Annotated in this window: 19 protein-coding genes; 9 read left to right on the plus strand and 10 right to left on the minus strand. The window is 59.2% G+C overall.

The annotated features are described in order from the left end of the window. Positions 1-92: 92 nt before the first annotated feature. The gene (locus GOX75_RS09430) at positions 93-1,025 is read left to right on the plus strand and encodes an MBL fold metallo-hydrolase (protein WP_171122455.1); all 933 of its coding nucleotides are present in this window, start codon (positions 93-95) and stop codon (positions 1,023-1,025) included. A 3-nt stretch (positions 1,026-1,028) separates the two neighbouring features. Here GOX75_RS09430 and GOX75_RS09435 read toward each other — a convergent pair whose 3' ends face one another. The 3 genes from GOX75_RS09435 to GOX75_RS09445 all read right to left on the minus strand — a co-directional run bounded on the left by GOX75_RS09435 (position 1,029) and on the right by GOX75_RS09445 (position 4,705). Then, positions 1,029-2,357: an FAD-binding oxidoreductase gene (locus GOX75_RS09435; protein WP_171122457.1), complete on the minus strand. Its 1,329-nt coding sequence runs from the start codon at positions 2,355-2,357 to the stop codon at positions 1,029-1,031. Between the two features lie 141 nt (positions 2,358-2,498). Further along, the gene (locus GOX75_RS09440) at positions 2,499-2,777 is read right to left on the minus strand and encodes a hypothetical protein (protein ID WP_171122459.1); all 279 of its coding nucleotides are present in this window, start codon (positions 2,775-2,777) and stop codon (positions 2,499-2,501) included. Between the two features lie 269 nt (positions 2,778-3,046). Further along, the gene (locus tag GOX75_RS09445; RefSeq protein WP_171122461.1) at positions 3,047-4,705 is read right to left on the minus strand and encodes an NAD+ synthase; all 1,659 of its coding nucleotides are present in this window, start codon (positions 4,703-4,705) and stop codon (positions 3,047-3,049) included. Between the two features lie 145 nt (positions 4,706-4,850). Here GOX75_RS09445 and GOX75_RS09450 point away from each other — a divergent pair, with 145 nt between their 5' ends. After that, positions 4,851-6,311, plus strand: coding sequence for an MORN repeat-containing protein (locus GOX75_RS09450; RefSeq protein ID WP_171122464.1), 1,461 nt, complete (start codon positions 4,851-4,853; stop codon positions 6,309-6,311). A gap of 7 nt (positions 6,312-6,318) precedes the next feature. Here the strand turns inward: GOX75_RS09450 and GOX75_RS09455 are convergent, their stop codons facing one another. Continuing rightward, a complete protein-coding gene (locus GOX75_RS09455; RefSeq protein WP_171122466.1) occupies positions 6,319-6,984 on the minus strand; it encodes an SDR family NAD(P)-dependent oxidoreductase in 666 nt (221 codons plus the stop codon). A gap of 285 nt (positions 6,985-7,269) precedes the next feature. On the opposite strand from GOX75_RS09455, the gene GOX75_RS09460 reads away from it, so the two are divergent. Continuing rightward, positions 7,270-8,838: a 2-isopropylmalate synthase gene (locus GOX75_RS09460; protein ID WP_171122468.1), complete on the plus strand. Its 1,569-nt coding sequence runs from the start codon at positions 7,270-7,272 to the stop codon at positions 8,836-8,838. A 42-nt stretch (positions 8,839-8,880) separates the two neighbouring features. On the opposite strand, the gene GOX75_RS09465 is transcribed toward GOX75_RS09460, so the two are convergent. Further along, the gene (locus GOX75_RS09465) at positions 8,881-10,614 is read right to left on the minus strand and encodes an adenylate/guanylate cyclase domain-containing protein (RefSeq protein WP_171122470.1); all 1,734 of its coding nucleotides are present in this window, start codon (positions 10,612-10,614) and stop codon (positions 8,881-8,883) included. Between the two features lie 121 nt (positions 10,615-10,735). Further along, positions 10,736-11,521, minus strand: coding sequence for a 23S rRNA (adenine(2030)-N(6))-methyltransferase RlmJ (gene rlmJ / locus GOX75_RS09470; RefSeq protein WP_171122472.1), 786 nt, complete (start codon positions 11,519-11,521; stop codon positions 10,736-10,738). Between the two features lie 155 nt (positions 11,522-11,676). Here rlmJ and GOX75_RS09475 point away from each other — a divergent pair, with 155 nt between their 5' ends. Genes GOX75_RS09475 through GOX75_RS09500 form a run of 6 tightly spaced genes read left to right on the plus strand, consistent with a single transcriptional unit; the run spans position 11,677 to position 18,241 of the window. Further along, positions 11,677-12,723 (plus strand): rod shape-determining protein, encoded by a 1,047-nt coding sequence (locus tag GOX75_RS09475; protein ID WP_039523195.1) that lies wholly within the window; start codon positions 11,677-11,679, stop codon positions 12,721-12,723. A gap of 56 nt (positions 12,724-12,779) precedes the next feature. Further along, positions 12,780-13,682 carry a rod shape-determining protein MreC gene (gene mreC / locus GOX75_RS09480; RefSeq protein WP_171122474.1) on the plus strand — a complete coding sequence of 301 codons (903 nt, stop codon included), beginning with the start codon at positions 12,780-12,782 and terminating at the stop codon, positions 13,680-13,682. Continuing rightward, positions 13,675-14,211, plus strand: coding sequence for a rod shape-determining protein MreD (locus GOX75_RS09485; protein WP_171122476.1), 537 nt, complete (start codon positions 13,675-13,677; stop codon positions 14,209-14,211). Before mreC ends, GOX75_RS09485 begins: the two co-directional genes overlap by 8 nt. After that, entirely contained in the window at positions 14,208-16,157 is a 1,950-nt protein-coding gene (gene mrdA, locus GOX75_RS09490; RefSeq protein ID WP_171122478.1) for a penicillin-binding protein 2, read from the plus strand. Before GOX75_RS09485 ends, mrdA begins: the two co-directional genes overlap by 4 nt. Then, a complete protein-coding gene (gene rodA / locus GOX75_RS09495; RefSeq protein WP_171122480.1) occupies positions 16,154-17,293 on the plus strand; it encodes a rod shape-determining protein RodA in 1,140 nt (379 codons plus the stop codon). The genes mrdA and rodA overlap by 4 nt, the downstream gene beginning before the upstream one ends. Positions 17,294-17,308: 15 nt before the next feature. Continuing rightward, the gene (locus GOX75_RS09500; RefSeq protein ID WP_171122482.1) at positions 17,309-18,241 is read left to right on the plus strand and encodes a glyoxylate/hydroxypyruvate reductase A; all 933 of its coding nucleotides are present in this window, start codon (positions 17,309-17,311) and stop codon (positions 18,239-18,241) included. On the opposite strand, the gene GOX75_RS09505 is transcribed toward GOX75_RS09500, so the two are convergent. Genes GOX75_RS09505 through coaBC form a run of 4 tightly spaced genes read right to left on the minus strand, consistent with a single transcriptional unit; the run spans position 18,242 to position 23,020 of the window. Then, a complete protein-coding gene (locus tag GOX75_RS09505; protein WP_171122484.1) occupies positions 18,242-20,257 on the minus strand; it encodes a M3 family metallopeptidase in 2,016 nt (671 codons plus the stop codon). A gap of 58 nt (positions 20,258-20,315) precedes the next feature. Continuing rightward, positions 20,316-21,353: a molybdopterin-synthase adenylyltransferase MoeB gene (locus GOX75_RS09510; protein ID WP_171122486.1), complete on the minus strand. Its 1,038-nt coding sequence runs from the start codon at positions 21,351-21,353 to the stop codon at positions 20,316-20,318. Further along, positions 21,353-21,808, minus strand: a complete 456-nt coding sequence (gene dut / locus GOX75_RS09515; protein WP_171122488.1) for a dUTP diphosphatase — start codon at positions 21,806-21,808, stop codon at positions 21,353-21,355. Before dut ends, GOX75_RS09510 begins: the two co-directional genes overlap by 1 nt. Positions 21,809-21,823: 15 nt before the next feature. Then, positions 21,824-23,020: a bifunctional phosphopantothenoylcysteine decarboxylase/phosphopantothenate--cysteine ligase CoaBC gene (coaBC, locus tag GOX75_RS09520; RefSeq protein WP_171122490.1), complete on the minus strand. Its 1,197-nt coding sequence runs from the start codon at positions 23,018-23,020 to the stop codon at positions 21,824-21,826. Positions 23,021-23,037 lie beyond the last annotated feature (17 nt).

Consider the following 23,037-nt stretch of genomic DNA (forward strand, 5'->3'; position numbering starts at 1 on the left):
TCCAGCCACGGCCCCGTTCACGGTAACTTCAAGTGGCAAGTTGATATCGACGACCTATCTTTCACCTGCTGGGATACACAGGGAGATCAAAAATGACCGTTAAACTTACCCGCCGGGCCGCTCTGGGCGCTGCGGCGGCTTTGCCGTTTGCATCAGCAGCAACCCCGCTTCTGGCTGCGGGAACTGAAACCAAGGCCAACTCGACCATCGCCAAATCCTTTCAACTAGGTGATTTTACCGTCACAACCCTGCTGGATGGCAGTCTGCCCCGCGATGGCGCCAAGGAAATCTTTGGCGGAGGCGCCTCGGATGAGGATTTCGCCAAGGTCTCGGCCGATAATTTCATCTCACCCGACGTAGCACAGTTCTTCTTCACCCCGACGCTTGTCAATACAGGGTCCGAGCTGGTTCTGTTCGACGCAGGGCTGGGCCAAGGCGGCATTCAGGCCGCGCTGGCGGATGCGGGGGTGTCTACAGATCAGATCGACGTCGTTGTGATCACCCATATGCACCCCGACCATATCGGCGGCATGACCACAAACGATGCGCCCACCTTTGCAAATGCGCGCTTCGTGACCGCATCGCCGGAATATGATTTCTGGGCCGCGCAAGACGCCGGGAACCGCGTTGGCGATCTGGTGGCCGCCAAAGTCACCCCGCAGGCCGAGAAAATGTCGTTCCTCGAGGACGGGGGCGAGGTCACCTCGGGCATTACCGCCGTGGCCGCATATGGACATACACCGGGCCACACGGTCTATCATCTGGAAAGCAACGGCCAGCGTCTGGTGCTGACCGCTGATCTGGCGAACCACTATGTCTGGTCTTTCGCGCATCCGGAATGGGAGGTCCGTTTTGACATGGACAAAGCCGCAGCGACGCAGTCACGGCGCAACGTGCTGGGAATGCTGGCCGCAGACAAAGTACCGATGATCGGGTATCACATGCCCTTCCCGTCAGCAGGGTTTGTCGAAACCCGCGGCGACGGATTCCGCTTTGTCCCGGTCAGCTATCAGATGATGGGCTAACCCCTAATATCCAGGATCCGGCCGCACCTTCGAGCCGTCTGTAAACCGAGACAGACGAAACGCGGCCGGGTCCACGCATGGGGCGGCTCCGGTCACAAGATCGGCCATAAACCGCCCTGCCCCGGGCCCGATACCGAACCCGTGGCCCGAAAATCCCGTGGCGATGAACATTCCGGGCATCTCGTCGACGCTCGACATGACCGGAATTGCATCTGGGGTCACATCAATCATGCCCGCCCAGCTTTGAACAATCTCTGCCTGCTTCAATGCAGGTACGCTTTTGCTGGCCCGTGACCAAACCTGTCTCAGAACTTTGCGTGACGGTTCCGGGTCCAGAACGCGGCAATGTTCAAACGGCGTGACATCCGTGGGCAGCCACCTCCGGCCCTGTTGTGCCTCAGCCGCCCATCGTTTGGAAAAGCGGAACCGCAGCGACCGCCACTCTTGCCTGTAGGCCGGCAGAAATCGCCGCGCCAACCTAAAACTGTCAGGAACGATATCGACCGTGTTTTCGTGCCCCGAGGCAATGGAATAGCCCCCGTCCGCGCGTTTTCTTATGGCAAAGTCATCAGACCACAATGCCGTTTCAGGTCCGTCAGCGGGCGAAGTGCGCAGCACCGTGTTCAACACCTTGAGTTGCGGCAAGTCGATCCCCGCATTTCCAGCAAAAAGACGCGACCAGGCACCGCCGGCCAGCACGACCTGTGTGCAGGCCACGCGCCCCCTTTCGGTGAAGACACCTGCGACGCGACCGCCTTGCACATCCACGCTGCGTACCGCGCAGTTGGTCATCACCGAGGCACCTCGGTCGCGCGCAGCTTCGGCCATGGCAGGCGCGGCCCATTGCGGCTCGGCACGGCCGTCCTGCGGCATATACAAGGCCCACTCCAACTCTGTGGAACACCCCGGCAAAAGCTCTTTCAGGTCTGCCCCGGACACCATTCTTGCACCTGTCTGCAGCCCGTCTACATGGGTCAGCCAGCGCTCTAGGTTGTTGCGGTCGCGGGGGCCCGATGCACCAAACAAAATTCCCGAGCGGACAAAACCTGTTCTTCGACCGGTCCTACGGTCCAGGTCATCCCACAGACGCTGAGATTCGATCATCAGCGGAATTTCCCGGGGATCCCGCAGCCCTAATCGAACCCACCCCCAATTACGAGAGCTCTGTTCGCCAGCGATATGACCCTTTTCGCAAAGCAACACCGACAAGCCGCGTTCTGACAGCTCCAAAGCGGTAGCACAGCCGATGATCCCGCCCCCGATGACAACGACGTCCACGGCTTTGGGTAAGCTCAGATCAGGTTCGACAGGAATAGGTTTCGGGCCGGGCATTTACCGCTCATTATTCATTGCTCCGACAGCAATGAATGCCCTTCAATCGTGCCGAAGCAATACGACCGAAGTCGCGTTTGACACTATTTTGATGATATGTGGCCGCTGCGCACGCTTCGCTTCTAGTCGCGACCGAAACGTTCAGGCAGCGCCGACCAATTCAGCCCATTTCTGGCGCAGGGCAGACGTGAAACCGATGACCGTTTCCGAGGGATCGTCAACCTTTTCGTCTTCGGCGTCCAACTCTGCGGTTTCAGTGGGCCGCGCGAATTCGGGTTGGACCGCCCGAAAAGAGGTCTCCTCGCTCAGGAGGTCGGCTATGACAGTGTCAATCTTCGCCTCGTCCAGCGTTTGCCCTTCGGATTCCATCGACTTCCACGGCAAAGGCGAGTGGAGAGGTTTATCGTATTCCTCACGCATAATCGTACCAGACCATTACAACCAAAACCCATATCAGTGTTCCGCATTTGGCCAGATAGCTGTCAAAGGCTCGTGGCCCAGTGCAATGCGTCACACCCGCCCCACATGAGGCGATAATTCAACAAAACTATGGCGAAAAGATGTCAGATCATCAAGCAGCCACCCCTGCTCCCAAGGGAAGCGGCCACAAACCCATGGGATTTGGAAACAGTTCGATGAATGGGGGTAGTTTGTATCCGAAAATAGACGTTTTGCGGCCCGCGATACCTTTAGGATCGGTCGCGCCAGCGGTTCACAATTGGGTATCTGCGATCCAACCAAAAGGCACGGCTGGTCAAACGTGTCCCCGGCGCGGACTGAAAGCGTTTGTATTCGCTGACATAGATCAGATGCTCGACCCGGCGCGCCACGTCGCCATCGAAACCAGCCGCGACGCAATCCGCAATAGACCCCTCCTGATCCACCAGAATATCCAAAATCGCGTCCAAAACAGGATAATCCGGCAAACTATCGCTATCTTTCTGATCCTTGCGCAGTTCCGCACTTGGGGGTTTGTCAATCACGGAAGGCCGGATCACCTCGCCCGATGGACCGGACATCCAGTCACGATGATTGGCGTTGCGCCAGCGACATGTCTCGAACACACGCGTTTTGTACAGGTCCTTGATGGGGTTATAGCCCCCATTCATGTCGCCATAGATCGTGGCATACCCAACGGCAACTTCGGACTTGTTGCCAGTGGTCAGCAGCATCTCGCCAAATTTGTTCGAGATCGCCATCAACAACAACCCACGCAACCGGGATTGGATGTTCTCTTCCGTCAGGTCCGCATCTCGACCAGCAAATAGCGGCGTCAGCGTTTCTGTCACCGCAGCCCGGCTGTCCGAGATAGGGACAAAGTCATAGTGAACACCCAGCGCCTTGGCGACGGCCTCGGCATCATCCAATGACTCCTGGCTGGTATATTCCGACGGCAACATCACACAGCGGACATTCTCGGCTCCAATCGCGTCCACGGCGATTGCCGCAACAAGGGCCGAGTCGACGCCCCCCGACAATCCCAACAGCGCTTTCGGGAAGCCTGTTTTTCTCATATAGTCACGCAACGATTGAACCATCGCTCGATAGTCCTGCTCCCATTCATCAGGCTGCGGCGCAACGTCAGCGGGCGCGATCCGCCACCCCTCATCACCACGCTCAAGATCAACATGGCGCAGGGCTTCGTCAAAGACCGGCATTCTGAAGGCAAGTGTGCCGTCAGGGTTCAGGCCAAATGTGCCACCGTCAAAAACCTGATCATCCTGTCCACCGACCATATTGAGATAGATCAGCGGCAAGCCCGTTTCGACAACCCGCGCAACCATATGATTCAGGCGCACATCGTACTTGTTGCGAAAATATGGGGAACCATTCGGAACAAGCAGAAATTCGGCACCTGTTTCCTCGAGCGTTTCGGCAACATCCGGGTGCCAACTGTCTTCACAGATAGGGCTGCCTATTCGCGTATTGCCGACAGAATAAGGGCCGCCTAGCGGGCCTGAGTCATACAACCGGACTTCGTCAAATACTGTCTCGTTGGGCAGGTGGTGCTTCAGCACTTTGCTGCCAATCTTGCCATTCTTGAGGATCAGGTAGGCGTTATGAAGGTTTTCATCCTCGACCCAAGGCCCACCGATGGCCATTGCCGGTCCGTCAGCGCATTTGGCAGCCAGCTCTTCGATTGCAGCCATGGCAGCCCGATGAAACGCAGGCTTCATCACCAGATCCTGCGTATTGTAGCCGGTAATGAACATCTCAGGCAGCGCAACCATGTCGGCCCCGGCCTCGCGCGCGTCTTCCCATGCGGCGATAGCCTTGGCGGCATTGCCGTCAATATCCCCCACAATAGGGTTGAGTTGCGCCAGAGTGATGCGGAATCGGTCGGCCATGCTGCCCTCTTGCCCTCGTCTGTTCTAATGCCATTTAACAGATCGCACCGCGAGGAAAAGACAAATGCGGCAAAAGCCGTTGCCCTGCCCCCATCGGTATCTTAGTTTTGCGCAAAAGGACGATAACCGGGCAGGCTGAACAACCATGAACGCATTCCGCACTTCGATTGCCGCAACTGCGATGGCCTTGATGACACTGTCCGCCTCCGCGCAGGATGGTCAGGTGATTGTCGCGGATGACGAAGTTGGCGGTGTTTACGAAGGCACTTTCCTGAATGGTTTGCGCCACGGCACCGGAACCTATCGCCTGCCAAACGGATTCGAATATTCCGGCGAATGGGCCGAGGGCGAGATTCAGGGCAAAGGTGTTGCGCGATATGTGAATGGCTCGGTCTATGAAGGCATGTTTGCGAAAGGCCAGCCGGAAGGTCAGGGAAAGATTATCTATCCCGACGGCGGCAGCTATGTGGGCGCGTGGGCTAACGGATCAATCAACGGCGACGGCATTGCGACTTATGCAAATGGTGTGATCTACGAGGGCGCATTCAAAGACGCGCGTTATCACGGCAAGGGTGTTCTGACTGACCCAAGCGGTTACGTATATGACGGCGATTGGGTGGACGGAACCAAACAGGGCAAGGCAAAGATCACGTCGGCACAGGGCAGCGTGTATGAGGGGGACGTCCAGAACGGCCAACGCCACGGTCAGGGCACGCTGACCATTCCCGATGGCATGACATATACAGGCGCATGGACCGAAGATCGCATGACCGGTAAGGGGCGTTTGCTTCAGGCGAACGGCGACCTCTACGAGGGTGATCTTGTGGATGGCCAGCGTCAGGGCAAGGGCAAGGCAACCTATGCCAATGGCGCGACGTACGACGGCGATTACCTTGACGACCGGCGCCACGGAAAAGGGCGTTTTCTGGGAACAGACGGGTTCGAATACAACGGTGACTGGGCGGACGGGCAGATCCAAGGGTTTGGCGAACTGACCTACCCCGACGGCTCGACCTACGTGGGTGACTTCAGCGCGGACCTGCCGCATGGCAAAGGGATGCATACGTATTCCGATGGAATCATCTACGAAGGCGACTGGATTGCCGGTGTGTTTGAAGGAACCGGCAAGGCAACCTATCCAAACGGCGCTGTCTATTCCGGACAGTTCAAAAATGGTCTCAGTCACGGGACGGGTGTTCTGACATTTGCCAACGGATACCGGTACGAGGGCGACTGGGCAGAAGGCGCGCGGCAGGGAAAAGGAAAAGCCAGCTTTCCTGACGGAACCGTGTATGACGGCGAGTTTTCTGACGGAAAACGCCACGGACAGGGCACCATCACAACACCGCGCGGCTTCACCTATACCGGTGGATGGGTCGATGGCAAAATAAGCGGCACCGGGGTCGCGACCTATGCCACGGGGGATGTGTACGAAGGTGGATTTCTGGACAACAAGCGCCACGGTGACGGCACCATACGCTACGCCAATGGTCAGGAAGAATCCGGTGTCTGGGAAAACGGAGTGCTTCCAGAAGAAAACGTGGCAGAGCCTGCAGTAACACCTTCGACAGAGACCCCCGAAGAGGACACGCCCACGGCTGACTGAGCATCGCTCACCACGGCACGGTCTCACCTTTCCAATCAAAAAATCCGCCTGTCTGGGCCGGAGTAAGACGGTCTATAACGCCCAGCAAATTCTTGGCGGCCTCTTCTGGCGCGACAGTTGGATTGCGTCCGGAATATTTTTGGGTAAAGCTGGTGCGAACTGTCCCTGGATGCAAGGCGACGCAAATGGATTGCGGATGCGTGCGCGCCAATTCTATCGCCGATGTGCGCACGATCTGGTTCAGGGCAGCCTTGGCTGCGCGATAGCTGATCCACCCACCCAGACGGTTATCGCCGATCGACCCGACGCGAGCAGACAGGATCGCGACGACGCATTGCCTGTCGCGCGGCAACAACTTATGTGCGTGCCCAAGTACCAGCGCCGGCCCGACCGCGTTGAGTGCAAATTGATCCATCATGGCAGGTGCCGAGATTGACTTGATCGTCTTTTCTGGCTCGGCCCCGTTCACCTCCAGCGCGCCAGAGGCGATCAAGATCATGTCAAACGGGCCATTCAGCTTATCCAACCCCCGGTCCACGCTTTCAGGGCCTGTCAGGTCAAAACTATCCACGGACCGAGACAAGGTCGTTACAGCGGCAGAGTGATGGCGCAGTTGTTGCGACAAAGCGCTGCCAATTCCGCCTGATGCACCGATGACAAGAGCTGACTTCATCATCAGTGACCTAGCTGCCAGGTCGCATGGATCAACCGGGTCGAAAATGAAAACCTTCTGACGGCTATACGCAAATTCCTTCTTTTCATTCCCGGCATGGGTTGTATAACCTCAATCCTATGATCAACCGCGCAGATATCCTTGTTGCCGACACCGCCACCCGCGGTGCGTCACTGCGTGGCCTACTGATCCTAATCCGCCTCTGAGCGTGCCATCCGGCGCGCCCGCTCAGAGGAGGACGCCCGCGCGCCATAGGCTTTAGGACAGAAGAAGAAAGAGATTCCCATGACCAACGTGACCGACCAAGACCGCGTCTTGATCTTTGACACCACTTTGCGCGACGGCGAACAAAGCCCCGGCGCGACCATGACCCACAACGAAAAGCTGGAGATTGCCGAGCTGTTGGACGAAATGGGTGTCGACATCATCGAGGCCGGTTTTCCGATCGCCTCCGAAGGTGACTTCAAAGCTGTCAGCGAGATCGCCGAGCGGTCGAAAAACAGCCGCATCTGTGGTCTGGCCCGCGCCAATTTCGCAGACATTGACCGCTGCTGGGAGGCGGTGAAACACGCCGAGAAGAACCGGATTCACACCTTCATCGGCACCTCGCCCCTGCATCGCGCCATACCGAACCTGACCATGGACGAGATGGCCGACAAGATCCACGAAACGGTTAGCCATGCCCGCAACCTGTGCGAAAATGTGCAATGGTCGCCGATGGACGCGACGCGGACGGAATGGGATTACCTCTGCCGCGTGATTGAAATTGCGATCAAGGCCGGGGCCACCACGATCAACATCCCTGATACCGTGGGCTATACTGCTCCGGTCGAAAGCGCGGATCTGATCAAGCGCCTGATTGATACGGTTCCGGGCGCGGACGAGGTAGTTTTTGCCACCCACTGCCACAATGACCTTGGCATGGCGACCGCGAACTCGCTGGCCGCTGTCGCAGGCGGGGCGCGTCAGATCGAATGTACCATCAACGGTTTGGGTGAACGCGCGGGCAACACCGCGCTTGAAGAGGTCGTGATGGCCCTGCGGACCCGCAATGACATCATGCCTTGGACCACGGGCATCGACACCACCAAGATCATGCATATCTCGCGCCGGGTGGCGACTGTGGCGGGCTTCCCGGTGCAGTTTAACAAAGCCATCGTCGGCAAGAATGCCTTTGCCCATGAAAGTGGCATCCATCAGGACGGGATGCTGAAGAACCGCGAAAACTTCGAAATCATGCGCCCCGAAGATATCGGCCTGTCCGGAACATCCCTGCCGTTGGGCAAGCATTCAGGCCGCGCCGCATTGCGCGACAAGCTGGAAACGCTGGGCTATGAGGTTGGCGACAACCAGTTGCGCGACATTTTCGTGCGTTTCAAAGACTTGGCCGACCGCAAGAAAGAGGTGTTCGACGACGACCTCATTGCCCTGATGACGCTGGACGATGCCGACGACTACCTCCAACTGGTGTCCATGAAAGTCACATGTGGCACCGGGGGTCAGGCGGAATCGACGGTCGAGCTGGAAATGGACGGCAAGGACATCATCGCGACGGAACATGGGGACGGACCGGTGGACGCGACCTTCAAGGCGATCCGGTCGATCTATCCCAACAAGGCGCATTTGCAACTGTACCAGGTTCACGCGGTAACCGAAGGCACCGACGCGCAGGCCACTGTGTCCGTGCGGCTGGAAGAAGACGGCATGATCGCAACGGGGCAATCGGCGAATACCGACACAGTCGTTGCATCTGCCAAGGCGTATATCCACGCACTGAACCGGTTGATCATGCGACGTGAAAAGGCAGGCCCCGGCGCGGACGCCCGCGAGATCAGCTACAAGGATCTGACATAAACCGGACGGCCCGCACAAGCGGGCCGTTTTTCGTTTGGCGCGTCAGGCCAAACCGGCTTTTTCCAAGCCCCGAACGAAATGGTGCAGATCGTCTTCCTTGGAATAGTGCAGGGTTGCGACGATATCCTCGATGCTGATGTCTGGTTGCGCGGCCTCGACTGCCTCGGCATGTTCGCGCGCTTCGGCATCATTTCCAAGCCAGGCATGACAAGCCGCAACATAGGCGTTTTGGACCATGTCCAAGGACGGCAAACGTCCGAAATCATCTAGCGCCTGATGATAGTTTTTGGCGCAGAACCGCGCCTTTCCCAGATGGCTCCAGAACCGGGCGGGGTGATGCGGGTTCAGGCGCATGGCTTTCTGTATCCATTCCGCCCCCTCGTCGGGTCGGCCTGACCAGGTCAACAACTCTCCCATCTGGACAACGACAAGATCGTAATTGGGATTCAGAGACAACGCTCTTTCCTGATGGTACCGCGCGCGCCCAAGATTGTTTCGCAAGATCTCGACCGCCGCCATCAGGCGATGCACGTCAGCGTCGTTGTCATCCAGCGATGCTGCCTTAAGTATGGCCTCTTCGCATTCGGCCAGCATCGCTTCGCGGTCGTCACACCAGCCGTACCCCCAGGCCTGTCCACGGATACAACCGCTCCAGGCATGGGCATGCGCATAATCCGGATCCAGTTTGATTGCCCGGTCGATCATTTCGGTCGCTTCGACATTCGCTTGGCGCGTGCTGCGATGGTGCAGCACCTTGGCCGCCAAGACGCATTCATACGCTGCGAAACTGGAGGGTGTCTTGCGCGTCAGACCCTCTTGCTGCGATGCTTCGATCCGCCCCGGCAAGGTGGCGACCACAGCGGAAATCACTTCGTCCTGAATCGCAAATATGTCGTCCAGATCGCGGTCGTATTTCTCGGCCCAGACGTGCCCGTCATTATCGCTGTCGATAAGCTGAACGGTGACCCGCACCCGGTTTCCGGCCTTTCGCACACTGCCCTCGACAATGTACTGCGCCCCCAGTTTTTCACCGACCTCCCGCACATTCACGGCCTGTCCCTTATAGACAAAACTGGAATTTCGAGAGATTACGAACAACTCGTGCCTTCGGCTAAGTTCGGTCAGCAGGTCCTCGGTCAGACCATCTGCAAAGAACTCCTGCTCGGTGTCGCCGCTCATGTTGGCGAAAGGCAAAACCGCAATCGAAGGCTTTACGACCTTGGTGTCCGCTTCTTCTATCGGCTCGACGTCGTCAGAAGGTCTATCCAACTCGACGCGATAAGCATGGACGGGTTGAGACAGGTTCTTTAGTTCGAGATTGCCCAAGTCCTGATATTGAAATTCAAGTCGACCAGACACCTGATCATGCACTGTGCCTGAAATCACCACACCTCCGGCATGGGCTGACTGCTCCAACCGGGCGGCAATGTTTACGCCGCTGCCAAAGATATCGCCGTCTTCGAAAATGATCTCATCAAGATTGATGCCAATCCGGAACTGTATGCGTTGATCCCTTGGGACATCTGCATTCCGCCGCAGCATCCGGTTCTGAACCTCGACCGCGCAGGTAACCGCATCGCTGGCGCTGGAAAACTCGACCAGCATCCCGTCGCCGGTGGTCTTGATGATCGTGCCCCTGTTCTTGTCGATGGCCGGATCAATCAGTTCTATTCGGTGCGTGCGCAACCGCGCCAGCGTGCCTTGTTCATCGTTCTCCATCAAACGGCTGTACCCGACCATGTCGGCAGCCAGAACCGTAGCAAGTCGGCGATCCATGGCACCCCTCCTCGCCCGAATTCTAGGGCCGAAAACCCCATTGTCATAAGGAATTTTCAAAAAACACCCTGTGCGTGTATAGGGTGGAGGTCAATGCGACCGACGCATGTATTCAGGCGTCTTAAAGCCCGGCAAAGAGTGAATCCAGCCGACGGGTTTCCTCATTGAACCCAAACGGGGCGCTCACAACGAACATTCCGGAACCGATCATGCGGTGCCCTTCGCGCGCGGCCGGAAACCGGACTTCATGACATTCGGCTTTCGGCAGGTTCTGTTTTACCAGCGCCTCAACCATCGCTTTGTGCCGCCCGTCGGACAGGATCGGATACCACAACGCAATCACCCCAACGTTCCACTTGCGGTGCAGCTTGGAAATGATCCCAGGCAAGCGATCGTACTCCGATTTCACCTCATAGCTTGGGTCGATCAACAGCAGCCCTCGGCGTGGTGTCGGTGGCAGCAACGACTGCGCCAGTTCGTAGCCATCCTGCTGGTAGATCTTTGCCCCGTAGGCAGACATCGTCATAGACAGTGCCGCGTATTCCTGCGGGTGCAACTCGGCAAAGTGCAAACTGTCCTGTTCGCGCAGCAGGCTGGCAGCGATCAGGGGCGAACCGGCATAGCTGTTCTCACCATGACGCGCCCGAACAATACTTAGCGCCATTGACAAGGGATGATCCGCGCTGAACCACCCTTCGCGCCGCGCCCGTTCGATTCCAGCGGCGGCCTCGCCCGTCCGCACGGCCTCGGCTGCATCCAACTGATACAAGCCACGGCCCGAATGCGTCTCGAGATAGGTCAGAGGCTTGTCCTTGCGGGTCAGATATTTCAGCATCCATGCCAACAAAGCGTGCTTTTGCACATCAGCCAGATTTCCAGCGTGGTAAATATGTTGATATGAGAGCATGTTGCCTTCTAAAGTCCCTCTCAATAAGGCGGAAAGGTGCTGATTGACGCGGAATCAGCCCTTTTACCGGGCGAGATGGCACCCTATAAGACATCCGTCCCGGAACCGTCGAGTCGCGGGCAGTAGAAATTCTGACGAACGGGATCAGTGAACACATGGGAATCTTTGGCAATCTGGGCGGCTTGTTCACAGCGGACATGGCCATTGACCTTGGGACAGCGAACACGCTGGTTTATGTCAAAGGGCGCGGTGTGATCCTGTCGGAACCCTCAGTGGTTGCCTATCACGTCAAGGACGGTGTCAAAAAGGTTCTGGCCGTGGGTGAGGACGCCAAGCTGATGCTGGGCCGGACACCGGGGTCCATCGAAGCGATCCGCCCGATGCGCGAAGGTGTCATCGCGGATTTCGACACCGCCGAAGAGATGATCAAGCACTTCATCCGCAAAGTGCACAAACGCTCGACCTTCTCTAAGCCCAAGATCATTGTCTGCGTGCCCCATGGTGCGACACCCGTTGAAAAACGCGCGATCCGACAGTCGGTTCTGTCCGCAGGCGCGCGCCGCGCAGGCCTGATTGCCGAACCGATTGCAGCCGCCATTGGTGCCGGGATGCCGATCACTGATCCAACCGGCAACATGGTCGTCGACATCGGCGGCGGTACTACAGAGGTTGCTGTCCTGTCGCTGGGCGACATCGTCTACGCGCGATCGGTCCGCGTGGGTGGCGACCGCATGGATGAGGCGATCATCTCGTACCTGCGCCGCCAGCAGAACCTGTTGGTCGGTGAATCCACCGCTGAGCGGATCAAGACCACCATCGGCACCGCCCGCATGCCCGACGATGGCCGCGGCCAGTCGATGCATATCCGGGGCCGCGACTTGTTGAACGGCGTGCCGAAAGAAATCGAGATCAGTCAGGCGCAGGTTGCCGAAGCGCTGTCAGAACCCGTCCAGCAGATTTGCGAGGCGGTGATGACCGCGCTGGAAACCACGCCGCCCGATCTGGCCGCGGATATCGTGGACCGGGGTGTCATGCTGACCGGCGGCGGCGCGCTACTGGGCGATCTGGACCTTGCGCTGCGCGAACAGACCGGTTTGGCCGTGTCGATTGCCGATGAAAGCCTGAACTGTGTGGCTTTGGGCACCGGCAAGGCGCTGGAATATGAAAAACAACTGCGCCACGCGATTGACTACGAAAGCTAAGGCGCGCACCCTTTTGGGGTGAAAACTCGGGCAAGAGCAGCACGGGAAGGTAACCTGTGGCAAAGGACCGATCACAGCGCGACGAATACACAACCCCCTTACGCCGCCTGCTGCTGGGGATCGTGGTTCTGTGTCTGCTGGGCATCTTTCTGGTCTGGCGCATTGACAGCCCGCGGGTGGAGCGGTTCCGCGCACAGGTCGTAGACACCGTCGTACCCTCGATGGATTGGGCCATGGTTCCGGTCACGGCCGTCGTAAACCTTGTACGTGATTTTCAAAGCTATCAGCGCCTGAGCGAGCAAAATCAGGAATTGCGCAGCGAACTGCGCCTGATGCGCGCGTGGAAAGAAGCGGCCCTTCAGCTTGAACAGGAAAACGCCCGCCTTCTTGACCTCAACAATGTGCGGCTTGATCCGCGCCTGACCTATATCACGGGCGTCGTAATGGCGGATAGCGGCTCGCCCTTCCGTCAGTCGGTCTTGCTGAATGTGGGCGAGCGTGACGGGATTATGGACGGCTGGGCCACGATGGATGGGATCGGCGTGGTGGGGCGCATCTCGGGCGTTGGCCCGGACACAGCGCGGGTGATCCTGATGACCGATGCCTCCAGCGCGATACCCGCAACGATTCAACCTTCTGGCCAGACCGCACTGATCGCGGGGGATAACACGCCTTCTCCGGCGGTCGAGTTTCTTGAAAACCGCGAACTGGTACGTCCCGGTGACCGGGTTGTCACATCGGGCGATGGCGGCGTTTTCCCGGGTGGTTTGTTGATAGGCCAGATCACGGCTGACCCCGGTGGGCGCCTGCGGGTCCGTTTGTCCGCTGATTTCGAAAGGCTCGAGTTTCTGCGGGTCCTACGGTTCCATTCTGCGCCTCCGATTGAGGATTCCGGCGATATCGTCGGGCCAAGACGACCCGAAGCCGCCAAAGCACCTGCAGAGGCTGGCGATGGATAGGCAGGTCTCGCAGCTTTGGACCAAGCGGGCGCTGTACCTGTTTCTGGCCTTTCTGATCATGTTTCTGCACCTTTTGCCGCTGGACACACAACCGGGGCGCTTGCCGTTTCCCGACCTGCTGATGGCCTTGACCTTCGCTTGGGTCTTACGGCGGCCTGAATACGTTCCAATCCCTTTGATCGCGATCGTGATGCTGCTGGCGGACCTGTTGTTGCAACGTCCTCCGGGATTGCTGGCTGCGCTTGTTGTTCTGGGGTCAGCCTATTTGCGCGGGGCCGCGCCCGGTATGCGCGATGACGGATTTTTTGCCGAATGGACAACCGCAGCCGTCGCGATCACGGCTGTTTTTGTACTGAACCGCATAATTCTTGCTATTCTAACCGTGCAACAAACGGCATTGGGGCCGATGGTGATACAAGTGGTTCTGACAATTGCAGTTTATCCGCTGATCGTTCTGCTCAGCCAAAGCGGATTCGGCGTTCGACGCGCCTCGGCGGTGGATTCTGCTGCAGCGGGGCTTCGGTCATGAAACAGCGCAAGACCAAATCGCAGGGGCTTGCCTATAAACGCCTGCCGCGCCGCGCGGTGGTATTGGGCGGCTTGCAGGCGGCCTTCATCGGCGGGTTGGCGGCCCGAATGCGGTTCATGCAGGTGGATCAGGCTGACGAGTACCGCCTGCTGGCGGAAGAGAACCGCATCAATATCCGACTTATCCCCCCAACACGCGGACGGATCTACGACCGTAACGGACAAATTATTGGACAGAACTCGCCATCCTATCGGATCGTGATGGTCCGAGAGGATGCAGGCGATGTCGATGCCGTCATCTCCAAACTGTCCGATCTGATCCCGTTGACCGAGGACGAGATCGAACGCGCCAAGACTGAAATGCGCCGGTCGGCCCCGTTCCTGCCGGTGACGCTGGCGGATCAGGTGACGTGGGAAGATATCTCAAAAGTCGCCGTCAACGCCCCTGCCCTGCCCGGTGTCACCCCCGAAGTTGGCATGACCCGCCAATACCCAAGATACGAAGACTTTGCGCATGTCGTTGGGTATGTCGGCCCGGTCAGCGACTACGACCTCAGCCAGATCGAGGATCCCGAGCCGGTTCTTCGTATTCCCCGTTTCCAAATCGGCAAGGTCGGTCTGGAAGCCAAACAGGAAGGCACCTTGCGCGGCAAAGCAGGCGCCAAACGGGTCGAGGTCAACGCCACAGGCCGCGTGATGCGCGAATTGGACAGGCAAGTGGGTGAGGCCGGTGCCGATCTTCAGCTATCCGTGGACGCAGACCTGCAGCAATACGCACAGGCACGTTTGGCGGGGGAAAGTGCCGCAGCCGTTGTAATTGATTGCGAAACCGGGGACATACGCGCCATCAGCTCTGCCCCCAGTTTCGACCCAAACCTGTTCGTGCGCGGCATTTCTGTCGCGGATTATCGGACGCTGACTCAGGACAACTACCGCCCGCTGGCCAACAAGACGGTGCAGGGCACTTACCCGCCCGGTTCGACTTTCAAGATGATCACCGCAATGGCCGCGCTTGAGGCCGGGGTAATCGGCCCATCCAACACCGTGTATTGTCCCGGCCACCTGAAAGTCGGCAGCCGCAGGTTCCACTGCTGGAAGCGCGGCGGCCATGGCACCGTCGATCTGGAAACATCGCTCAAACGCAGTTGCGATGTTTACTACTATGACGTGGCTTTGCGCACCGGTATCGACCGGATCTCGGACATGGCGCGCATATTCGGACTGGGCGTGAAACACGACATACCGATGTCCGCTGTTGCCGCAGGGCTTGCACCGAACCAGGAATGGAAACAGCGCGTGCATGGTCAGGACTGGCTGGTGGGCGACACGGCGAATGCCTCGATCGGTCAGGGGTTCATGCTGGCGTCACCGTTGCAACTGGCGGTCATGACGGCGCGGATCGCCACAGGGCGTGCTGTCTCGCCGCGTTTGGTACGGTCAGTGAACGGTGTCGAAGAACCCTCGGGCGCGGGTGAACCTTTGGCGGTGAACCCAAACAACCTTGAACAGATGCGCAAGGCGATGTTCTCGGTCTCGAACGATCGGCGTGGAACGGCCTATCGCAGCCGGATTATCGCTGACGAGTTCCGCATGGCGGGCAAAACCGGAACCAGTCAGGTGCGCAACATCACCAAGGCTGAGCGCGCTGCTGGTGTTATCCGCAACGAAGACTTGCCATGGGAACGCCGTGACCACGCGCTATTCGTCAGCTTTGCGCCGTATGACAACCCAAAATATGCCGTCGCTGTTGTCGTGGAACACGGCGGCGGGGGCTCCAAGGCGGCGGCGCCGGTTGCGCGGGATATCATGCTGCAGGCCCTTTACAACGGCACACCGCCACTGGAAGCCTACCCGGTCGCCGACCGCGACCGCATCAAGGAACAGCAAAAACGGCTTGAGGGCGATCGCCGCCCCAAAGCGCGTCCGTCCGAAAAGGACCGCGCATGAGCTATCTTGAATACGCCGTCAAATCCACTCCGTCAGGGTTTCGCAAGTTTCTGTTTATGAACTGGCCCCTAACCCTGTTGCTGATCAGCACGGCCAGCGCCGGGTTTCTGATGCTGTATTCGGTGGCCGGGGGGTCTTGGACCCCCTGGGCGGAACCTCAGATGGAGCGGTTCGGCCTTGGCCTAGCGGTCATGTTCATCGTGGCGCTTGTGCCGATCTGGTTCTGGCGCAACATGTCAGTGGTGGCTTATCTGGGCTCGATCGCTTTGCTGGTATTCGTAGAGCTGTTCGGAACTGTCGGTATGGGCGCACAGCGTTGGATTGATCTTGGGTTCATGCGGCTGCAACCATCCGAAGTCATGAAAGTGACGTTGGTGATGCTACTGGCGTCGTATTATGACTGGTTGCCATCGCACAAAACATCGCGTCCGATCTGGGTGATCATCCCCGTCATCCTGATCTTGATTCCCACATTCATGGTGCTACGCCAGCCGGATCTTGGCACCTCGATCCTGCTGCTCGCGGCCGGGGGTGGATTGATGTTTCTTGCGGGTGTCCACTGGGCCTATTTCGCTGCAGTGATTGCGGCGGGCGTCGGTCTGATTGCCACCGTGTTCAACAGCCGTGGAACAGAATGGCAGCTTCTGAAAGACTATCAGTTCCGCCGCATCGACACGTTTCTCGACCCGTCTACCGACCCGCTGGGTGCCGGGTACCATATCACGCAGTCGAAAATCGCCTTGGGGTCTGGGGGGTGGAACGGGCGCGGATTCATGCAGGGCACACAATCGCGGCTGAACTTTCTGCCTGAAAAACACACCGACTTCATCTTTACCACGCTGGCCGAAGAGTTCGGCTTTGTTGGCGGCATCACACTGCTGACCCTGTACGGACTGATCCTGATCTTCTGCATGGTCACGGCGCTGTCGACGAAGGACAGGTTTTCTTCGCTGGTGACACTCGGGATTGCGTTGAACTTCTTCCTGTTTTTTGCCGTGAACATGTCGATGGTCATGGGCCTTGCCCCGGTCGTGGGTGTGCCCCTGCCAATGGTCAGCTATGGCGGATCGGCTATGCTGGTTCTGATGGCAGCCTTTGGCATTGTCCAAAGCGCCCATATCCACCGTCCCCGGTGATCGGAAAGGCCCCCAATGTCCGTGAACGTCCTGTTTTCCGCCCGCCCCGAGCTTTGGCCGGTATATCAGCCGCTGTTGTCAAAGTACCTGACCGAAGCCGGATTGAACTTCCGTCTGTCAACTAACATCGAGCCGGATCAGGTGGACTATATCGTCTACGCCCCAGATGGCGGGCTTCTGGACTTCGCGCCATATACACGCCTGAAGGCCGTGCTGAGCCTTTGGGCCGGGGTCGAAAAGATCGCGGGCAACGAAACCCTGACCGTTCCTCTGGCGCGGATGGTAGATCACGGCCTGACGCAGGGCATGACAGAATGGGTGGTGGGGCATGTTCTGCGCTATCACCTTGGGATGGATCAGCACATTTCTGTTCAGGATGGCGTATGGGCACCGGCCGCCCCGCCATTGGCGCCTGAGCGACGGGTTTGCATCCTGGGTCTTGGAGCATTGGGTGATGCCGCCGCGCGCGCCCTGGCCACGCTTGGTTTCGAAGTCACGGGCTGGAGCCGCACCGCCAAGGATATTCCGGGGGTAAGGTGTCTGCATGGTGACGCGGGGCTGCGTACCGCCCTGTCACAAGCTGAAATTGTCGTGCTGCTCTTGCCGGATACGCCTGTGACCGCAAATACACTGAACGCCGAAACGCTGGCCCTGCTGCCGAAAGGCGCATGCGTTATCAATCCCGGCCGGGGGCCATTGATTGACGATGACGCGATGTTGTCAGCCCTGAACTCCGGCCAGATCGGGCACGCGACGCTGGATGTATTTCGGGTGGAACCCCTGCCCGGCGATCATCCCTATTGGGCGCACCCCAAAGTGACGGTCACGCCCCACATCGCATCGGAAACCCGCCCTGCCACGGCCGCGCAGGTCATTTGCGACAACATCGTCCGAGGTGAAACCGGGCAACCCCTGCTGCACGTCGTGAACCGCAATCTGGGATACTGATCAGGCCGAGATCAGGCCACGGCCTTTCAACAACGCCTCTACCCCCGGCAACCGGCCCCGGAAGGCCAGATACAGGTCTTCGGCCTCGCGCGAGCCACCGGTGGACAGGATATTTTCCTCCAGCGCCTTGGCGCGGTCGGGATCGAAGGCTCCTCCGGCTTCTTCAAAGGCGGCGAAGGCGTCGGCATCCATGACCTCGGACCACATATAGCTGTAATAGCCCGCGCTATAGCCATCGCCCGCAAACACATGGGCGAAATGCGGGGTGGCGTGGCGCATCCCGATGGCCGGGGGCATCCCCATACCCTCTAGCACCTGCGCCTGTGTCGCGATCGGATCGGCGGGGGCCGCGCCGTCGTGGAATTCCAGATCGACCAGCGCCGAGGCGACATATTCGACCGTCTGAAACCCCTGATCGAAATTGGCGGCCTTCAGCACCTTGTCCAGCATGTCCTGCGGCATCGGCGCGCCGGTATTAGCATGGGTGGCAAACTCGGCCAAAACCTCGGGGACTTTCAGCCAGTGTTCATAAAGCTGGCTGGGCAGTTCCACGAAATCGCGCGCCACAGATGTACCCGAGATACTTTCATAGGTCACATCCGACAGCATCTGGTGCAGCGCATGACCGAATTCATGAAACAGTGTCCGCGCATCATCATAGGACAGCAACGCCGGATCGCCTTTGGCGAAGCTGCAGACGTTGATCACGACCGGAGCCTGCACCGTGGGGAATTTGGCCTGAGACCGCATCGCGCTGCACCACGCGCCGGATCGCTTGGACCCGCGCGCGAAGTAATCCCCGATGAACACCGCGACATGCTGGCCGTTGCGCGTGACCTCCCACGCGCGGCAATCGGGGTGGTACAAAGGCACATCCAGCGGCGCGAATTCCAACCCGAACAGACGGTTGGCGCAGGCAAAAGCGGCCTCGATCATCCGGTCCAATTGCAGGTAAGGCTTCAACGCGGCCTCATCCAGATCATGCTCGGCCTTGCGACGTTTCTCGGCATAGTAGCGCCAGTCCCACGCGGCCAGAGGGCCATTGACACCATCTGCCTGCATCATCTGCGTCAGAATCTCGGCATCCGCATCCGCGCGGGCCTTGGCCGGTTCCCAGACCTGCATCAACAAATCACGCACCTTGTCTGGTGTGCGGGCCATCTCGGTTTCCAACTTGTAGGCGGCGAAATTGGCATAGCCCAGCAACTTGGCGCGTTCTTCGCGCAGGGCGAGGATTTCGGCGGCGATCTCGCGATTGTCCGTCTCGCCCCCGTTCGCGCCACGCGCGGTCCACGCCTTATACGCCACCTCGCGCAGATCGCGGCGGGGCGAGAATTGCAGGAACGGCACGATGATTGAGCGCGACAGGGTCACAACCGGGCCGTCTGCGCCCTTTTCCTGCCCGGCGGCGCGGGCCGTATCCACGACGAAATCGGGCAGACCTTCCAGATCATCCTCGGACAGAGGCATGAACCACTCACGCTCATCCGCCAGCAGGTTCTGGGTAAAGGATGTACCCAGCGAGGCCAGCCGCGCCTTGATCGCCTGCATCCGCGCGTCGGCATCCCCAGTCAGCGCCGCACCCGCGCGCACGAACCCGCGATGGGTCAGCATCAGCACCCGAGACTGTTCGTCCGTCAGGCTCAAATCGTCCTTCCGCGCCCACAGGTCGGCCAACCGCTGAAACAGCGCCTTGTTTGAGGAAATGCCCGAGAAATGCGCCGCCAGCTTGGGCGAAAAATCCCGCTGCAATTCCTCGCGCGCCGGGTTGCTATCGGCACCGGCCACGGTGAAGAACACCGACAGGACCTTGTCCAACTGCTCACCTGCGGCCTCAAGCGCTTCGACCGTGTTGGCGAAGGTGGGCGCGTCGGGGTTGTCCGCGATGGCATCGATCTGCGCGTTGTGGACCTTTAGGGCGGTGTCCAGCGCGGGGGAAAAATCGCTATCGGCAATCGTGTCAAACGGCGCAATTTCAAACGGTGTGGTCCAGTCGGACAGGATCGGGTTGGTCATGAAACTCTCCTTTGATCGCAACCTAGGAGCGCAGGGCAGGATGATCCAGCGCGCGCGCTCACTTACCGCAAATCGGACAATCGGCACGGCGTGACAGAGTGATCTTGCGGCTTTCCCCATAAAGCGCGTCATAGATCAGCATCTCGCCGCGCAGCGCCTGCCCAGCCCCGGTGATCACCTTGATCGCCTCGACCGCCATCATCGAGCCCACAACGCCGGGCAGAGGGCCGATCACGCCTGCCTCAGCACAAGAAGGGGCCAGACCGGGGGCCGGGGCCTCGGGGAAAATGCACTGATAGCAAGGCGCGCCGTGGGCAGGGTCAAAGACACTCAGTTGTCCTTCCCATTGCGACAACGCGCCCGAGATCAGCGGTTTTCCCAACGCAACGGCGGTGCGGTTGGCCAGATAGCGGGTGTCGAAATTGTCGGTTCCGTCGAGGATCAGATCAAAATCAGCGAACAGGTCTGCTGCGATCTCGTCAGTCAGGCGGCGGTGATAGGGAAGCACGGTCACGTTGGGGTTCTGCGCTTTCATGGCCTGCTGGGCCGAGAACACCTTGGGCATCCCGATATCCGCATCCCGATGGATCACTTGCCGTTGCAGGTTGGCATTTTCGACCTCATCATCGTCGATCACGCCGATGGTCCCCACCCCGGTAGCAGCCAGATATTGCAGCGCGGGCGCGCCCAGACCACCGGCACCAATCACCAGTACCCGCGCCTGTTTCATCTTTTTCTGACCCGGGCCACCCAGTTCCCGCAACACGATATGGCGGGCATAGCGTTCTAGTTCGGTTTCCGTGAATTGGTCGGATTGCATGGCGGGCTCCTTGGCGGCGGGGGTTGCGCGGTTTCGCAACGCTTTCAGCACTCTTCCGTAAACCAGAACCAGAACCGCGAAACCACCCAGTATAAGCCACATGGCAGCGGACCCGCCAGTTGCCGCACGCAGGGGGTGGCCGTCGGGCAGCACCAATTGGGCTGTTATTACGCCCAACAGCAACACCGCGACCGAAGCCAGACGCGCCGTACGGGACACTCCAGCAAGATAGCCGATACCCCACAACCCAGCGGCCAGAATGAGGACCAACAGCATCAGCCGCGCCCTGTTGACCCGAAACCGCCAGCCCCGCGCGCGGTGTCGCTGAGTGTATCGGCGGCCTCAAAAGTGGCCTGCACAACGGGGGCCACGATCAGTTGGGCGATGCGTTCCCCATGCGTGATCTCGAACGCCTCCTGTCCGGCATTGAGAACGATCACCCCCAACGGACCGCGATAGTCGCTGTCGATCGTGCCCGGCGTGTTTGGGAGCGTAATGCCATGTTTCAGCGCAAGCCCGGACCGCGGGCGCACCTGCACTTCGAAACCCTGAGGGATTTCGATCCGCAACCCGGTTGGAATTAGCGCCCGTTCGCCGGGCTGCAAGGTGACTGACGCACCGTCCGGCATATTAGCCCGAACATCCGCACCGGCCGCACCGGCGGTTTCATAAGAGGGCAAGGGCACCGAGGGGTCCGCTCCGTCCTCGCGGATCACACGAATTGCAACCATCTGAGTTCCTTTTGCCTAGCCGTTCAAGGCATCCGCGATTTTGTCGGCCAGCCGCTTGGCCACGGCGTCCTTGCCCATACGGGGCCATTCTTCCGAACCCTGATCCGAGATCAGGACGACCGCATTTTCCGAGCCCCCCATGATCCCCGTCGCCGGGCTGACGTCATTGGCAACGATCCAATCACACCCCTTGCGTTTGCGTTTGGCCGTCGCGTGTTCAACCACGTTGTCCGTTTCGGCGGCAAAACCAACAACCAACGGGGGGCGTCCGTCGTTCATCTGCGCGACCCTTTTCAGAATGTCCGGGTTCTCGGCAAACTCCAGTGCAGGAAGACCGTCACGGGTTTTCTTCAGCTTCCGGTCCGAGGCGCTGGCCACGCGCCAATCCGCCACAGCAGCAGCAAAAACTCCGGCGTCCACAGGCAGCGCGGCGTCCACCGCGTCAGACATCTGCTGGGCAGTCTCCACAGGCACTACGTGCACCCCGTCCGGGGCTGGCACATCGGCGGGTCCGGTCACAAAGATCACCTCTGCACCCAAAGCAGCCAGCGCACGCGCCACCGCAGAGCCCTGCGCACCCGAAGACCGGTTGGCAATATACCGAACCGGATCAATCGGCTCATGCGTTGGGCCAGAAGTTACAAGAATGCGTTTCCCCAAAAGCGGGCCATCACCAAGCTGGGCCTCGATCGCGGCAACGATTTCCAAAGGCTCGGACATACGGCCGGGGCCATATTCACCACACGCCATGTCGCCTTCATTCGGACCGACAAAGCCGACCCCATCAGATTTCAACGTCCGCAGATTGCGCTGCGTCGCGGGGTGATCCCACATGCGCACGTTCATGGCAGGAGCGCTCAAAACCGGTGTGTCTGTCGCCATCAATAGGGTCGAGGCCAGATCATTGGCCAGCCCGCCCGCCATTTTCCCCATCAAATCCGCCGTGGCTGGCGCAACAACAAGCAGATCCGCCGACCGGGACAATTGGATATGCCCCATCTCGGCCTCATCCGTCAGATCAAACAGATCGCGATACACCTTTTCCCCGGCAAGCGCGGAAACAGACAGGGGTGTCACGAATTCTTCAGCCGCGCGCGTCAGAACAGGCGTTACAGACGCGCCGCGTTCCTTCAACCGTCGGATCAGGTCCAACGATTTATAGGCCGCGATCCCTCCGCCGATGATCAGCAGAATGCGTTTCGATGCCAGCATGTCGTGCCCTTCCCATT

Origin of the sequence: Ruegeria sp. HKCCD7251 (assembly GCF_013031165.1) — a bacterium.
Taxonomy (GTDB): Bacteria; Pseudomonadota; Alphaproteobacteria; order Rhodobacterales; family Rhodobacteraceae; genus Ruegeria.